This window comes from Cupriavidus sp. 8B (assembly GCF_054589115.1).
In genome coordinates this window covers 34462-49537 of sequence record NZ_BAAILO010000210.1, presented here as the reverse complement: position 1 = coordinate 49537, position 15076 = coordinate 34462, and the positions used below count along the sequence as shown (strand labels likewise).

Annotated in this window: 17 protein-coding genes and 1 tRNA gene; 12 read left to right on the top strand and 6 right to left on the bottom strand. The window is 63.2% G+C overall.

Annotated features, from left to right (window positions below; translation table 11 throughout):
* Positions 1–475: 475 nt before the first annotated feature.
* Positions 476–1669 (bottom strand): Do family serine endopeptidase, encoded by a 1194-nt coding sequence (locus ACYP5B_RS20480; RefSeq protein WP_318231175.1) that lies wholly within the window; start codon positions 1667–1669, stop codon positions 476–478.
* Positions 1670–1688: 19 nt separating this feature from the next.
* Between ACYP5B_RS20480 and ACYP5B_RS20475 the strand changes: the two genes are divergently transcribed.
* Positions 1689–2435, top strand: coding sequence for a Nif3-like dinuclear metal center hexameric protein (locus tag ACYP5B_RS20475; RefSeq protein WP_318231174.1), 747 nt, complete (start codon positions 1689–1691; stop codon positions 2433–2435).
* Between the two features lie 57 nt (positions 2436–2492).
* On the opposite strand, the gene mscL is transcribed toward ACYP5B_RS20475, so the two are convergent.
* Positions 2493–2924: a large conductance mechanosensitive channel protein MscL gene (gene mscL, locus ACYP5B_RS20470; RefSeq protein ID WP_400091614.1), complete on the bottom strand. Its 432-nt coding sequence runs from the start codon at positions 2922–2924 to the stop codon at positions 2493–2495.
* Between the two features lie 212 nt (positions 2925–3136).
* Between mscL and petA the strand changes: the two genes are divergently transcribed.
* The 6 genes from petA to ACYP5B_RS20440 all read left to right on the top strand — a co-directional run bounded on the left by petA (position 3137) and on the right by ACYP5B_RS20440 (position 7509).
* A complete protein-coding gene (gene petA, locus ACYP5B_RS20465) occupies positions 3137–3754 on the top strand; it encodes a ubiquinol-cytochrome c reductase iron-sulfur subunit (RefSeq protein WP_267604528.1) in 618 nt (205 codons plus the stop codon).
* Between the two features lie 2 nt (positions 3755–3756).
* Complete coding sequence (locus tag ACYP5B_RS20460; RefSeq protein WP_400091534.1) at positions 3757–5160, top strand: cytochrome b; 1404 nt, start codon at positions 3757–3759, stop codon at positions 5158–5160.
* Positions 5161–5197: 37 nt separating this feature from the next.
* Positions 5198–5941, top strand: coding sequence for a cytochrome c1 (locus ACYP5B_RS20455; protein WP_400091533.1), 744 nt, complete (start codon positions 5198–5200; stop codon positions 5939–5941).
* A 258-nt stretch (positions 5942–6199) separates the two neighbouring features.
* The gene (locus ACYP5B_RS20450; protein WP_006159674.1) at positions 6200–6811 is read left to right on the top strand and encodes a glutathione S-transferase N-terminal domain-containing protein; all 612 of its coding nucleotides are present in this window, start codon (positions 6200–6202) and stop codon (positions 6809–6811) included.
* Positions 6812–6874: 63 nt separating this feature from the next.
* Positions 6875–7372 (top strand): ClpXP protease specificity-enhancing factor, encoded by a 498-nt coding sequence (locus tag ACYP5B_RS20445; protein ID WP_150985693.1) that lies wholly within the window; start codon positions 6875–6877, stop codon positions 7370–7372.
* A gap of 61 nt (positions 7373–7433) precedes the next feature.
* Positions 7434–7509, top strand: a tRNA-Thr gene (locus ACYP5B_RS20440).
* A gap of 229 nt (positions 7510–7738) precedes the next feature.
* Here ACYP5B_RS20440 and ACYP5B_RS20435 read toward each other — a convergent pair.
* Together ACYP5B_RS20435 and ACYP5B_RS20430 are read right to left on the bottom strand one after the other, a co-directional pair.
* The gene (locus ACYP5B_RS20435) at positions 7739–8155 is read right to left on the bottom strand and encodes a hypothetical protein (RefSeq protein ID WP_459570941.1); all 417 of its coding nucleotides are present in this window, start codon (positions 8153–8155) and stop codon (positions 7739–7741) included.
* Positions 8152–8448 carry a hypothetical protein gene (locus ACYP5B_RS20430; RefSeq protein WP_459570939.1) on the bottom strand — a complete coding sequence of 99 codons (297 nt, stop codon included), beginning with the start codon at positions 8446–8448 and terminating at the stop codon, positions 8152–8154. Before ACYP5B_RS20430 ends, ACYP5B_RS20435 begins: the two co-directional genes overlap by 4 nt.
* A gap of 236 nt (positions 8449–8684) precedes the next feature.
* On the opposite strand from ACYP5B_RS20430, the gene ACYP5B_RS20425 reads away from it, so the two are divergent.
* From ACYP5B_RS20425 to ACYP5B_RS20405, 5 genes are all read left to right on the top strand, one after another.
* Positions 8685–9542 carry an endo alpha-1,4 polygalactosaminidase gene (locus tag ACYP5B_RS20425; RefSeq protein WP_459570968.1) on the top strand — a complete coding sequence of 286 codons (858 nt, stop codon included), beginning with the start codon at positions 8685–8687 and terminating at the stop codon, positions 9540–9542.
* Positions 9543–9701: 159 nt separating this feature from the next.
* Entirely contained in the window at positions 9702–11024 is a 1323-nt protein-coding gene (locus tag ACYP5B_RS20420) for a PQQ-dependent sugar dehydrogenase (protein ID WP_459570937.1), read from the top strand.
* 504 nt (positions 11025–11528) lie between these two features.
* The gene (locus ACYP5B_RS20415; RefSeq protein ID WP_459570936.1) at positions 11529–13121 is read left to right on the top strand and encodes a flavin monoamine oxidase family protein; all 1593 of its coding nucleotides are present in this window, start codon (positions 11529–11531) and stop codon (positions 13119–13121) included.
* 25 nt (positions 13122–13146) lie between these two features.
* On the top strand, positions 13147–13557 hold the full coding sequence (locus tag ACYP5B_RS20410; protein WP_459570935.1) for a c-type cytochrome: 411 nt from the start codon (positions 13147–13149) through the stop codon (positions 13555–13557).
* Positions 13558–13642: 85 nt separating this feature from the next.
* Positions 13643–14158: a RidA family protein gene (locus ACYP5B_RS20405; protein ID WP_267605098.1), complete on the top strand. Its 516-nt coding sequence runs from the start codon at positions 13643–13645 to the stop codon at positions 14156–14158.
* Between the two features lie 35 nt (positions 14159–14193).
* On the opposite strand, the gene ACYP5B_RS20400 is transcribed toward ACYP5B_RS20405, so the two are convergent.
* On the bottom strand, positions 14194–14682 hold the full coding sequence (locus ACYP5B_RS20400; RefSeq protein WP_318231214.1) for a M48 metallopeptidase family protein: 489 nt from the start codon (positions 14680–14682) through the stop codon (positions 14194–14196).
* A gap of 59 nt (positions 14683–14741) precedes the next feature.
* Complete coding sequence (locus tag ACYP5B_RS20395; RefSeq protein ID WP_267605099.1) at positions 14742–14969, bottom strand: hypothetical protein; 228 nt, start codon at positions 14967–14969, stop codon at positions 14742–14744.
* Between the last annotated feature and the right edge of the window lie 107 nt (positions 14970–15076).

Sequence of the window (15076 nt, the reverse complement as noted above, 5' to 3'; positions counted from 1 at the left end):
ACGCCGGCATCCGCAAGGATGCCGGCGTTTTGTTTTGCGCGCGCGGTATCGGCGATGGTGAGCAACGCTCTCCCGAGTTGCCGCTCGACTGTGTAGCGGCCTTGCGGCACCTGCGAGTCATGGCGCAATGCCGTTGATTTCGCCCAAGCAGAGGGCAGCGGGCCCGCAGAAGATCCCTCGCCCCAACGCCCGAAGACTTCCGGCGCATTCAGGATTGCCCGGACTGCGAGCCTTTCCGGTTCGTGGCGGCCGGACCTTCCCGAGCACGCTTCAGCTTCCGGCTTCCCTGGCGCCGCAGTGGCAGGCTGCTATCCCCCCATCGGTTTTCAGCGCAGCGCCGGGGATACTCGCCCGGCCCAATATGGGTGCACACCCAACCCAGAAACAAAAACCCCGCCACAAGGGGCGGGGTCAGGTGGAGCGGCTTGCACGCGAGGGCAGGGCAGCACTGGATCCGAAAGCCTGTTCTGCCGGCTTACTCTTCCTCATCCAGCGGCAGGGCCCGACGTGGCGGCGGTGGCCGCTTGCCGATCATCACCGTCAGTTCCGTTGGCTTGCCACGGCGCACTACCTTCATCTTGGCCTCCGCGCCCGGCTTGAGCTGGGCGATGGCGTTGAGCAGGGCAGTGGTGTCGGAAATGCCCTGTCCATCCACCGAGACCAGCACGTCGCCCGGCTTGACGCCGGCCTTGTCGGCCGGGCCGCCCTGAACCACGGCCGCGATCAGCGCCCCTTCCTTGGCTTCGAGGCCGAACGACTCGGCGATCTCGGGGGTCATGTCCTGCGGCTCCACGCCGATCCAGCCACGGGTCACGGAGCCGGTCGAGATGATGGATTCCATCACTTGCTTGGCCGTGGACACCGGAATGGCGAAGCCGATGCCAAGCGAGCCGCCGGAGCGCGAATAGATGGCCGTGTTGACGCCCAGCAGGTTGCCCTGGGCGTCGACCAGCGCGCCGCCGGAGTTGCCCGGGTTGATCGCCGCGTCGGTCTGGATGAAGTTCTCGAAGGTGTTGATGCCCAGGTGGCTGCGGCCGAGTGCCGAGACAATGCCCATGGTGACGGTCTGGCCGACGCCGAAGGGGTTGCCGATGGCCAGCACCACGTCGCCTACCTTGACGTTCTCGATACGCCCCAGCGTGATCGCCGGCAGGTCCTTGAGCGTGATCTTGAGCACGGCCAGGTCGGTTTCCGGGTCCGAGCCCACGACCTTGGCGTTGGCCTTGCGGCCATCCGTCAGCGCAACCTCGATTTCATCGGCGCCGTCCACCACGTGGTGGTTGGTTAGAATGTAGCCTTCCGCGCTGACGATGACGCCCGAGCCAAGGCTGGATACCGGCTCCTGGCGTTCCGGCAGGCGATCGCCAAAGAAGAAGCGGAACCAGGGGTCTTCTGCCTGCGGATTGGGCGTTTGCCTATGGCCGTTCTTGCTGGTGAAGATGTTGACCACCGCCGGCATCGCCTGCTGGGCCGCCTCGCTGTACGAGCCCGGCGCGGAGGAGCCGGCCACATTGGGGACGACTTCCTTCAGCGCTACGATGGGCGAACCGGATTGCACGGCCACCCGGCCGCGCTGCAGCCATTCGGGTTTGAGCGTGGCCACGACGAACCACACTGCCAGCACAACGGTGACAGCCTGAGCAAAGAACAGCCAAAAGCGGCGCAACATATTGGATTTTGGGCAGGATATGAAAACAAAAGATCTTGAATTGTACTTGAACGACCTGCTTCAAGTGCCTCGATACAAAGACTATTGCCCGAACGGATGGCAAGTGCAAGGCCGCCCTGAGGTGGAGCACATCGCAACCGGCGTGACCGCCAGCCTGGCCTTGGTCGAAGCCGCCATCGAGGCCGGCGCCGATGCCATCCTGGTCCATCACGGCTACTTCTGGAAAAACGAAGATGCCCGCGTGATCGGGCAAAAGCACGCCCGTTTGAAGCGGTTGCTGGGCGCCGACGTGAACCTGCTCGCCTATCACCTGCCGCTCGACGACCATCCCGAGTTCGGCAACAACGCCCAACTGGGCTTGCAGCTCGGCTTCACGCCAACCGGGCGCTTCGGCGAGGGCCAGCTTGGCTGGACCGGCACCTTGCCGCAATCCATGCCGTTAGCCGCGCTGGCCGCCCATGTGGGCGGCGTGCTCAACCGCGAGCCGCTTGCCATCGGGGACCCCGAGCAGATGATCCGCACCGTGGGCTGGTGCACCGGCGGAGCCCAGGGCTACTTCGACGCGGCGGTAGCAGCCGGCGTGGATGCCTACCTGAGCGGCGAGATCTCGGAGCAGACCACCCACCTGGCGCGCGAGAGCGGCGTTGCCTATCTGGCAGCGGGGCATCACGCCACCGAGCGCTACGGCATCCAGTCGCTCGGCGAGCACCTGGCGCAGCAATTCGGCCTGCGCCATACCTTTATCGATATTCCCAACCCGGTTTGATGCCGGACTGATGCCGCGAGCCCGGCGTGGTGGCCGGGCCGCGTGCCTGGGTTTGCCTTAGGGCTGGCGTACCTTGAGGCTGTCGCGGATCTCGCGCAGCAGCACCACATCCTCGGGCGTGGCAGCCGGCGCCGGCGCGGGTTCGGCGGCGCGCATCTTCATGATGGCGCGCACCATGACGAAGATGATGAAAGCCAGAATGATGAAATTGACCAGAATAGTCAGGAAATTCCCATAGGCAAATACGGGAACGCCTGCTTTCTTAAGGGCGTCGAGCGTATGCGGCACGCCCGCCGGCGGCTCGGCCAGCATCACGAAAAGGTTAGAGAAGTCGAGTTTGCCGATAATGCGGCCCACCACCGGCATGATCAGGTCATTCACCACGGAATCGACAATCTTGCCGAACGCGGCGCCGATAATCACACCCACCGCCAGGTCGACTACATTGCCCCGCATTGCGAAGGCCTTGAACTCCGACATCATCCCCATGCTTTTCTCCCAGTGTTGCTTCCGTTGAACGGTCGTCAGGATAAAAGCCTGCCCCATCACCGCCTGTAACGCAAGCGTACAGGCCACATAGCCCTTTTTGTGGCCGATTATCGTACGTCGCACAATCACCGTGTGCCTTTCAATGCCACATGTGCCTAAGGTACAATTTACGGTTGACGCAAAATCTAATTTGACATCCCCTGGGGTTTGGAATGAGTGACCAGCAAAACGTGAAGAACGTGGATAAGGGTCGCCGCAATTGGTTGATTGCGACGTCAGTCGCTGGCGGCATCGGAGGCGTGGCGGTAGCTGTTCCGTTCGTCAGTACGTTTGCGCCGTCAGAGAAGGCAAAGGCCGCCGGAGCTCCGGTAGAAGCCGACATCAGCGCCCTGAAATCGGGCGAGATGATGACCGTTGAATGGCGCGGCAAACCAGTCTGGATCCTCAAGCGCACCGAGGAAATGCTCGCGTCGCTGAAGAAAACCGATGCCGAAGTCGCCGACCCCAACTCGGACGTCCCCTTCACCATGAAGACGCCCGAGTACTGCAAGAACGAAACCCGTTCCCGCGCAGAACACAAAGATTTGCTGGTCGTGGTGGGCATCTGCTCCCACCTGGGCTGCTCGCCCTCCGGCCCCTTCGGTTCCGGCTCCAATCCCCAGCTCGGCTCCGACCCCGGTTTCCTCTGCCCCTGCCACGGCTCGACGTTCGACCTCGCTGGCCGCGTGTTCAAGAACAAGCCGGCTCCGCAAAACCTCGACGTACCCCCGTACCAGTTCCTGTCCGACACCAAGATCGTGATCGGCAAGGATGAAAAAGGAGACGCTTGACCATGGCGGCCGAAAAACAAGTAAAGACGACCGGCCTGCTTGGCTGGATCGACGCGCGCTTCCCCGCAACCCAACTCTGGGAAGATCACCTTTCCAAGTACTACGCACCGAAGAACTTCAACTTCTGGTACTTCTTCGGCTCGCTCGCCCTGCTGGTCCTGGTGATCCAGATCGTCACCGGCATCTTCCTGGTGATGAACTACAAGCCGGACGGCACGCTCAACGCCGCCGGCATTCCCGTGGCTTACGCCAGCGTGGAATACATCATGCGAGAGGTGCCCTGGGGCTGGCTGGTGCGCTACATGCATTCCACCGGCGCCTCGGCCTTCTTCGTGGTGGTGTACCTGCATATGTTCCGTGGCCTGCTGTACGGTTCGTACCGCAAGCCGCGTGAGCTGGTCTGGGTCTTCGGCTGCCTGATCTTCCTGTGCCTGATGGCCGAAGCCTTCATGGGCTACCTGCTGCCCTGGGGCCAGATGTCGTACTGGGGCGCCCAGGTGATCGTGAACCTGTTCTCGGCCATCCCCGTGATCGGCGGCGACCTGTCGCTGTTCATCCGCGGCGACTACGTCGTGAGCGACGCGACCCTGAACCGCTTCTTCTCCTTCCACGTCATCGCCGTGCCGCTGGTGCTGCTGGGCCTGGTGGTCGCGCACATCATCGCGCTGCACGAAGTGGGCTCGAACAACCCGGACGGCGTCGAGATCAAGGCCAAGAAGGACGAGAACGGCGTGCCGCTGGACGGCATCCCCTTCCACCCGTACTACTCGGTGCACGACCTGATGGGCGTGGGCGGCTTCCTGGTGATTTTCTCCGCGGTGATCTTCTTCTTCCCGGAGATGGGCGGTTACTTCCTGGAGTCGAACAACTTCGTCCCGGCCGATCCGCTCAAGACCCCGCCGCACATCGCGCCGGTCTGGTACTTCACGCCGTTCTACTCGATGCTGCGCGCCACCACCTCGAACTTCCTGCCGATCCTGTGGGTGTTCTTCGCGGTGCTGCTCGGCCTGGTGTTCCTGCGTAGCAAGGACGTCCGCATCAAGGTGGGCGCGCTTGCCATCGCCGTGATCCTGGCCGTGGGCTTCTACTTCATCGACGCCAAGTTCTGGGGCGTGCTGGTGATGGGCGGCTCGGTCGTGATCCTGTTCTTCCTGCCGTGGCTGGACCACTCGCCGGTGAAATCGATCCGCTATCGTCCGGCCTTCCACAAGAGCATCCTGATCGTGTTCGTGGTGGTGTTCATCGTGCTCGGCTACCTGGGCGTCATGCCCCCGTCGCCGGTGGGTGAAAAGGTGTCGCAGCTGGGAACCCTGCTGTACTTCGCCTTCTTCCTGACCATGCCGCTGTGGAGCCGTGTCGGCCAGTTCAAGCAAGTGCCGGAACGTGTCACGTTCCACCCGCATTGAGCCCGGACGAACCCCGACAAGAGCACAAGGACAAAAGATGAAAAAGCTGCTTTCGATTCTCGCGCTGGCCGGCGCCTGCTTTGCCGCCGCGCCCGCAATGGCCAGCGAAGGGGGTTACCCCCTCGAGCCGGCGCCCGTGCAGACCAGCGATCTTTCCTCGCTGCAGCGCGGCGCCAAGCTGTTCGTCAACTACTGCCTGAACTGCCACGGCGCGTCCATGATGCGGTACAACCGCCTCAAGGACATCGGCCTGACCGACGACCAGATCCGCCAGAACCTGCTGTTCTCCGGCGAGAAGGTGGGCGACATGATGACCATCGCCATGCCGCCGAAGGATGCCAAGGCGTTCTTTGGCGCCACGCCGCCGGACCTGTCGGTGATCGCCCGCGCCCGCGGCGACGACTGGCTGTACACCTACCTGCGTACCTTCTACCGTGACGACAACCGCGCCACGGGCTGGAACAACCTGGTGTTCCCGAGCGTCGGCATGCCGCACGTGCTGTGGGAGCTGCAAGGCCAGCGCGCCGCCAAGTTCGTCGAAGCCGAAGAACACGGCGAGAAGGTGCACAAGTTTGCCGGCTTCGAGCAGCTCACCCCGGGCAAGATGAGCACGCTCGAGTACGACCAGGCCACGAGCGACCTGGTTGGCTTCCTGGACTGGATGGCAGAGCCCGCACAGAACCAGCGCAAGCGGCTGGGCGTATGGGTGCTGATGTTCCTCGGCGTGTTCACCGTCTTCGCCTGGCGCCTGAACGCTTCGTACTGGAAGGACATCAAGTAAATGCGGTAAAGCCCCGGAAGACCTGCTGGTCCGATGGCGGAAAAGGGCTGGGGCGGGTGTTGTGCAGAGCAACCCCGCACCAGCCCTTTTGCTTTACAGACTGCAGGTGCGATGCGCGATCAATGTGCGCTTAAGTCGTCTTTTAAGTGCCTCGAACGCACTTAAATGTGCTTCAAGAATCTCTAATTTGCTTTCTCTATATCGGTTCTGCCAGAATACCGATCCAGTCAATCGACCCCGCATCAAAGGAATCCAACCATGATGGTGTTGTATTCGGGCACCACCTGCCCGTTCTCCCAACGTTGCCGCCTCGTCCTGTTCGAAAAGGGCATGGATTTCGAGATCCGTGACGTCGACCTGTTCAACAAGCCGGAAGACATCTCGGTGATGAACCCCTACGGCCAGGTGCCCATCCTGGTCGAGCGCGACCTGATCCTGTACGAGTCGAACATCATCAACGAGTACATCGACGAGCGCTTCCCGCACCCGCAGCTGATGCCGGCCGACCCGGTGCAGCGCGCCCGCGCCCGCCTGTTCCTGTTCAATTTCGAAAAGGAACTCTTCACGCACGTCTACGCCCTCGAAAACGAAAAGGGCAAGGCCGCCGAGAAGAATCACGAGCGCGCCCGCTCCGCCATTCGCGACCGCCTGACCCAGCTCGCGCCGATCTTCGTCAAGAACAAGTACATGCTTGGCGAAGAGTTCTCGATGCTCGACGTCGCCATCGCCCCGCTGCTGTGGCGCCTGGACCACTACGGCATCGAACTGTCGAAGAACGCCGCGCCGCTGCTCAAGTACGCCGAACGCATCTTCAGCCGCCCGGCCTACATCGAAGCGCTCACCCCGTCTGAAAAGGTGATGCGCCGCTAAACCGGCTCCGGCCCGAAGCGACAAGCTCGCCTCGGGCCGCCGGACTGCGCCACTGGAAGCACAATGCCTGAAACCTCCACCAAGCCCTACCTGATCCGCGCCATCTACGAGTGGTGCACGGATAACGGCTTCACGCCATACATCGCCGTCTTCGTCGACGCTAACACCAGCGTGCCGCGCGAGTTCGTCAAGAACAACGAAATCGTGCTGAACGTCAGCTTCGACGCCACCAGCGGCCTGGACATGGGCAACGAGTGGATCGGCTTCAGCGCCCGCTTTGGCGGCATCTCGCGCAAGATCGACGTGCCCATCGAAAACGTGCTCGCCATCTACGCGCGCGAAAACGGCCAGGGCATGGCCTTCCCCGTCGAGCGCAGCGTGCCCGAAACCCAGGCCGCCACCGAGCGCGAGAACAACCCGCCGCCCAAGCTGTCCTCGGTGGAAAGCGAGCCGCTGGTCACAGCGGAAGCCAACGAAGACCACAACGGCGACGACGAACCCACGCCGCCACCCGTGTCCCGCATCGGCGCCAAGAAACCTTCGCTGAAGGTAGTGAAGTAGGTACAGGAAGCCATCGTCAATTTGCGCCGCATGCAGTAGAATCGCGGTCTGCACCAAACATGCCGGCTTAGCTCATCAGGTAGAGCAGTTGATTTGTAATCATCAGGTGGCGGGTTCGAGTCCTGCAGCCGGCACCAGAATTTGAGAGCGGCCCTCCAGTAATGGGGGGCCGTTCTTTTTTGTACACCCTACATATACCAGCGCCATACCCTGTTGAGCGTGTCAAGCGCACCGCCAGGCCAGAGCGCAGTTTTCAAGACCTGTATCGTATTTCGCAGAGCGAGCCGGCGGGTTCGATTGGCGTCTTCCAGGGGTGCAGGCAGCACGCCATATGGAGGATAACGATGAACCTCCCTGCGTGAAATATCAGTCTTCCCGCTGAACACCGCACGACAGCGTTCTCAACTGCACTCCTTCGTCCGGCTTTTCTCTGCTGTCGTAGTCGGTGCGAGACACAAATCCTCTAGCGTGCCAATAGTCCGGGTATGCGGGATCAAACGACAACTCTACTACCGTATAGCGGCATGACTTGCTCCTTCGATCCAGCGCGAAGGCGATGCGCGGCGATGCTGAGTCGAGGTCCTTCCCGATGATGGCGTAGGTAGTTTTCGCACACACGCTGTATGGCGTATTCCATTCGATAGTGCGCGTCTTCACGTATAGCTTGCCCCAGCATCCGCGTCCCTGGCCTTGAAAGGAACCGGTAAAAGGCTTGTCCGCCGCTATCGCCGGCGCTTGGAGCAGGGCAAGTGCCATGAGATTGGCGACGAGGCGTGGTGTCATCGCTGGGCGCATTTCACGGTATTCCGTTGGCGAATCAAGGGCAGAACATAGTCGAGCTTCTTTCTATAAAAAAGGATGGCCATTGGCCGGCTGCCATAGCGTAAGGCAGAGCCGGCGCCTGTAGTGATCCGCGCTTCGGTGCCGTCTGCGTATCTGGCCTTGTCTCCCACCCGCGCGCCTCGTATCCATCTATCCACTACACCTGCCGAACCTTCCTGGATTTCTCCACCCCGCGCTGTTTTTGCGTCGGAGAACGCGACGATGTAGGTTGCCTTAATTCTGGACTGTTGCATGCTTGGCTCCTCGGGGTGGCGGTGCTTGGCGTGGATGCCCAACGCTGGCATTCGCTGCCTTGCGCCTGTCACCCGACCCGAATACCTTAGCATCCGTGAAACCACTCAAGATCCACCCAGTCCCAGCCGACAATCTGACTGAGCGCTAACTCGTGCCGTGCATTTAGTCAGCCAAACCAAAGAAGAACCAAAAAGGAAAAACATCCGTGAATCGGAAACTTGCACGCATCGCATGGATGGCCTCGTTCGCCTGTCTGTCGGCCTGCGGAGGCGATGGCTCGTCGGCGCAGACGGATGCTTCCATCAAGTCCGTGTCGGCGGTGAATGCGTCGGCCGCGACCTTGACGCCCTCGGCGCAAACGCTGGCGGTCTCGCGCTGGATGCCGGCGGCAACCGATACATGGCAGTTGCAGTTGACGGGTACGGTCAACACGAGCTATCCGGCGCAGGTCTTCGATATCGACCTGGTGGATACGCCGCAGGCGACCATCAATGCCTTGAAGGCGCAGGGCAAGCGCGTGGTCTGCTATTTTTCGGCGGGTAGCTCGGAGAACTGGCGGCCGGATTTCAAGCAGTTTGCCGCGGCGGATATGGGCAAGGCGTTGTCGGGGTGGGCGGGCGAGCGTTGGCTCGATACGCGCTCGGCCAACGTGCGCCAGATCATGCAGGCGCGCATGGACCTGGCGAAGTCGAAGGGCTGCGATGGCGTGGACCCGGACAACGTGGATGGCTATACCAATAAGCCGGGTTTTCCGCTGACGGCGGCTACGCAGCTGGACTACAACCGCTTCCTGGCGGCCGAGGCGCATGCGCGCGGCCTGGCGGTGGGCTTGAAAAACGATGTGGATCAAGTCTCGCAGCTGGCGACGGACTTTGATTTCGCGGTGAACGAGCAGTGCTTCCAGTACAGCGAGTGCGCGAGCTACAAGCCGTTCACGGCGCAGGGCAAGGCGGTGTTCAACGTCGAGTACGCGTCGAAGTACAAGACCGCAGCGACGCGCGCCGCGCTTTGCACTTCGGCCCAGGCGGCGCACCTTCGTACGCTGGTGCTCCCGCTGAACCTGGATGACGCGTTCCGCTACGCTTGCGATTGAGGTGGCGGGATAGGCCGCAAGGCGCAGGCCGGGAGCCGGCGCATTCGTCCTACCGCGCGGCCTCCAATCCGCCGACAGCCGGCATCGCGCATGCGTCCTATAGTGGAGCGGACAGCGCACGCCGACGGGGCGACGCGCCGCCTTTCCGGAGAGCCGATCATGCCCTTGCAGCGATTGTCCATTTTGTCTCTCTGCCTGCTGATGGCGGCGGGCTTGACTGCATGTGGCGACACCGCGACCCTGCCGGTCTCCGCCGGCACCGGCTTGAGTCCGCAGTTGCCATCGCCAAACAAGACCATGCTGCCCACGGTGAACATCGCCCCTGCCAAAGGCTGGGCCGATGGTGCCAGACCGGTTGCAGCGGTCGGCCTGTCCGTCGTGGCGTTCGCCGACAAGCTGGACCATCCGCGCTGGATCTACGTGCTGCCCAACGGCGACGTGCTGGTGGCCGAAACCAATGCGCCGCCCAAGCCGGATGACGGCAAGGGCATCCGGGGCTGGGTCATGACGCAGATGATGAAACGCGCGGGCGCCGGCGTGCCAAGCGCCAATCGCATCACGCTGTTGCGCGACACCAATGGCGATGGCGTCGCCGATGCGCGCTCCGTATTTCTCAAGGACCTGCATTCGCCCTTCGGCATGGTGCTGGTGGGCAATGACTTCTATGTGGCGGACACCGATGCCGTCCTGCGTTTCCCCTACCAGCCGGGGCAGACCCGGATCACCGGGCCCGGCGTGAAGGTGGTCGACCTGCCTGCCGGCCCCATCAATCACCACTGGACCAAGAACATCATCGCCAGCAAGGACGGCAGCAAGCTCTACGTCACCGTCGGCTCCAACAGCAACGTCGGCGAGAACGGCCTCGACAAGGAGGAAGCGCGGGCAGCCATCTGGGAGGTCGATCCCAAGACCGGCGCGCACCGCGTGTTTGCCAGCGGCCTGCGCAATCCCAACGGCATGGCCTGGGATCCCGACAGCGGCGCGCTATGGACTGCGGTGAACGAGCGCGACGAGATCGGTAGCGATCTCGTGCCGGACTACATCACTTCGGTCAAAGACGGCGCTTTTTATGGCTGGCCCTTCAGCTACTACGGCCAGCATGTAGACGAACGCGTGAAGCCGCAGCAGCCGGAGATGGTGGCCAAGGCCATTGCGCCCGACTATGCCGTCGGACCGCATACCGCGTCGCTTGGCCTGGCCTCGGCGCTAGGCAACGCGTTGCCCTCCCGCTTCAGGAACGGCATGTTCGTCGGCCAGCACGGGTCGTGGAACCGTAAGCCGCACAGCGGCTACAAGGTGATCTTCGTGCCGTTCGCCAACGGCAAGCCAGCGGGCGACCCGGTCGACGTGCTCACCGGCTTCCTGACGAAGGACGGCGACGCGCAAGGGCGCCCGGTGGGCGTTGCCATCGACAAGCGCGGCGCGTTGCTGGTGGCGGATGATGTTGGCGATGTGGTCTGGCGGGTGACCGCGGCGAAGTAAAGGTGCGTTGCCAGGGCGCCGCCGCACGATCGGCGGCTGCCCCGCAATCAAGCTGCGCGCGTGACCTGGCCCGCTGTTTCGCAGTGACGATGACCATCTGCACGATGAGCTTGAACCACTCCGGCCGGGAGTCCTCCGCTTCACCACGCGAGCGCGGTACGCGTCGTGCACCGCGACGCGGCATGGACACACTCATGTGGGGCAGCTTCGCTAGGGCTGCTGCGCATGCGCGCCGCGGTGCGGGCTCGTTCCCGGCAGCCTGAGGCGCAAATGCAAACATCTGACGACACTGGCGCGTTCGGCACATGATCCCTTGCATGGCCACGTTTTGCGGATGGCGCATTTGGCCAGGCCATCGGCAGGCGCTGCGGGAGCGCGGTCGAATATGTCAGAAATGGCATGGATGTTGCGTGCGCTATTCGGCGCATCGCGCTGCCGTACCGTGCCTGGTGACGTTAACGGTGCGAAATGCGCAACCCACAAAGACTCCTCGATAGCCTGAACATGACTTCAATTGACAGTAAGGCCTTCAGCCGCCGTGACCTGCTTGCGCTCGTCGGCAAGGCAGCAGGTGGCGCGGCGATGTACCAGGCGATGACTTCGCTCGGCCTCGCGGCGGAATCCGGTTACACGGGCCCGCCGAAACTCCAGGGCGCAAAGCGCGGTGCCTCGGTGCTGATTCTCGGCGCGGGACTGGCTGGCATGGTGGCCGCGCTGGAGTTGCGGCGCGCCGGCTACAAGGTGCAGATCCTGGAATACAGCGGCCGTGCCGGCGGCCGCTGCTGGACCCTGCGCGGCGGCGATGTCTTCACCGAGATGGGCGGCGCCGTGCAGCACTGCGAGTTCGCCAAAGGCGAATACCTGAACCCGGGGCCGTGGCGCATCCCGTATCACCACCATGCGGTGCTCGACTATTGCAAGCGGCTGGGCGTGGCGCTCGAGCCTTTCGTGCAGGTCAATTACAACGCGCTGGTGCACTCCACCAAGGCCTACGGCGGCAAGCCGCAGCGCTACCGCCACGTGCAAGGCGACTTCCAGGGCTACGTGGCGGAACTGCTCGGCAAGGCCGCCACGCAGGGCAACCTGGACACGGCGCTCACGCGCGAGGACAAGGAGAAATTGCTGGAGGGCCTGCGCAAATGGGGCGCGCTCGATGCGCAGATGCGCTACCGCGAAAGCGCGCTCACCAGTGACCGGCGCGGTTACGAGATCGATCCCGGCGGCGGCCTGATGCCGCTGGCCAAGCCCTCCAAGCCGCTGGAACTGAGCGACTTGCTGCAATCCGGGCTGTGGCGCTATATCGCCAGCGGGCAGGAGTACGAATTCCAGAGCACCATTTTCCAGCCGGTGGGCGGCATGGACATGATTGCGCGGGCCTTCCAGCGCGAGGTGGGCAGCCTGATCCGCTACCACGCCAAGGTGACGAAGATCGCGCAGGACGAGCGCGGCGTCACCGTGACCTATACCGATGACGCGCACGGCGGCGCGGTCGCCCAGGCCAAGGCCGACTGGTGCCTGTGCACCATCCCGCTGTCGGTGCTGAGCCAGCTCGACGTGCAGGTCGGCGACGCCATGCAGCAGGCCATCAACGCCGTGCCCTACGACGCCTCGATCAAGATCGGCCTGCAGTTCAAGCGCCGCTTCTGGGAGGAGGACGAATCCATCTACGGCGGCATCAGCTATACGGACCAGCCCATCACGCGCATCTCTTACCCTTCCACGCGCTACGGCGCCAAGGGCAAGTCGGTGCTGCTGGGCGCCTATGCCTTCGGCCCAAATGCCTATGAGTTCACCGCCATGACGCCGCAGGAACGCGTGCGCCGCGCCGTGGAGCAGGGCAGCCAGCTACACCCGCAATACGCGCGGGAGTTCGACAACGGCATTGCGGTGGGCTGGCACCGCGTGCCGTGGTCGCAGGGCTGCTACGGCTTGTGGACCGATGAAAGCCGGGAGAAGCACTACAAGAACCTCTGCCAGATCGATGGCCGCATCGCGCTGGCGGGGGAGCATGCTTCCTATATCCCGGCCTGGCAGGAGGGCGCGCTGTTGTCCGCGCTCGACGCGATCGAGCGCCTGCATGCGCATGCCGTCTCGTGATCCGCTCCCACAGGAATCCACATCCATGAATGCCATGATCTTCCGACGCACGCTCGCCGTGCCCGCCCTGCTGCTGGGACTGGCGTTTTGCCCGTTCGCGCAGGCGCAATCCGATCCGGTCTTCTCTGCCGGCCCCAAGTTCCAGCAGACCTCCGGCGAGGCGATCTTCCATGCCATCTGCCAGGGCTGCCACATGCCGCAGGCACAGGGGGCGAAAGGCGCCGCCGCATACCCCGCGCTGGCCGGCGATCCCCGGCTGGCGGGAGCGGACTATCCGCTCTATGTGGTGTTGCACGGCCAGAAGGGCATGCCGTCCTTCGGCAAGATGCTCGACGATGCGCAGATCGCCACCGTGGTGGGCTACGTGCGCACGCATTTCGGCAACCAGTACACCGATGCCGTCACCGCGGAAAACGTCGCGAAGCTCCGGCGCTGAGTTCAGCGCTGAATGCGTTGCCAAGCGACAGGCGGCATGGCACACCTTGCGCCATGCCGCACCCATCCATTACAAGGAACCCAATATGCCGTTCTTCTTTCGTCAGTCACTCCTGGCACTTTGCGCGTTGTCTGCCCTGGCAGGCGGCGCGGCCCGCGCGGCCGACGACGTGATTCGTCACCGCATCCCGAATTCCACGTTTCCCATCGCCGCCGCTGTCGAGATCCCGACAACGGTTTCCACGATCTATCTGTCCGGGCAAGTCCCGCCGGTTCAGGACGCCACCCAGCCGCGCGACAATCCGCTTGCTTATGGCGGCGATACCAAGGCGCAGACCGTCGGGGTACTCAAGTCCATCGAGAAGAGCCTGGCCGGCCTGGGCCTGGGGCTGGGTGATGTGGTGAAGATGCAGGTGTTCCTGGTGGGCGATCCCGCCAAGGACAACAAGATGGATTTCGCCGGCTTTATGGAGGGCTACACGCAGTTCTTCGGCACCAAGGAGCAGCCCAACCTGCCGACGCGCTCCGTATTCCAGGTGATGGCGCTGGCCAACACGGCCTGGCGCGTGGAAATCGAAGTGGTGGCCGCGCGCCGCAAGTAGGGCCGGCCGCACCTGCGATGGCGTGGTGTTTCTGTCTAGCTGGATTCCAGCTCGCGCCACGCCAAAAACAGGCGCGTATCGAATTCCAATTGGTGATACGCCGGCTCCATGTATTCGCACAGGCGGTAGAACGCTTTGTTGTGGTCGCTTTCCTTCAGGTGCGCGAGCTCGTGCACCACGATCATGCGCAGGAATTCAGGTGGCGCTTCCTTGAACAGCGACGCCACGCGGATTTCCTTCTTGGCCTTGAGCTTGCCGCCTTGCACGCGCGAGATGGCGGTGTGCAGCCCGAGCGCGCGATGCACCACGTCGATCTTGGCATCGAACGCGACCTTGTGGATCGGCGGCGCGGTGCGCAGGAACTCCTGCTTCAGCTCGGCGGTGTAGTCATACAGCGCGCGGTCGGTCTGCACGGTGTGCCGCGCGGGGTATTTCTTCGCCAGGTGCTCGCCCAGGCGGTTGGCGGCCACCATCTGGCGCACCTGGTCGAGCACGCCGTCGGGATACGCGCTGAGAAAGCGCAGCGGATCCTTGACGCCGGGGCGCCAGGCCTCGCTGGTGGGGGCGGGGATGCTACGGGTGCTCAATGGTGATGGTGGTGATGGTGGGCCCAGCTGCCATCGACGGAGCTGACGAAGGACTCCACGGCGTCCTTGTCGCCGGTGGCGTGGCGCACCAGTTCACCGCACTTGCAAAAGCCCTGGTACGGCGTGATGTGCGAGCAGGCGGACACCTTCTGCAGAAACAGTGTGACGGGCTTGGTGCACTTCTTGCACTTGAAGGTGAGGGTGCGGGCGGGTTTGGGGCTCATCTGATCTGGCTTGAATATGGCGTGATTCGGCAGTGCCGGCGATAACCGGCTGAACAACGCGCATTTTAACCTGCCCTTGCCAGGCGTTCACGCTCTGCACCGTTGCG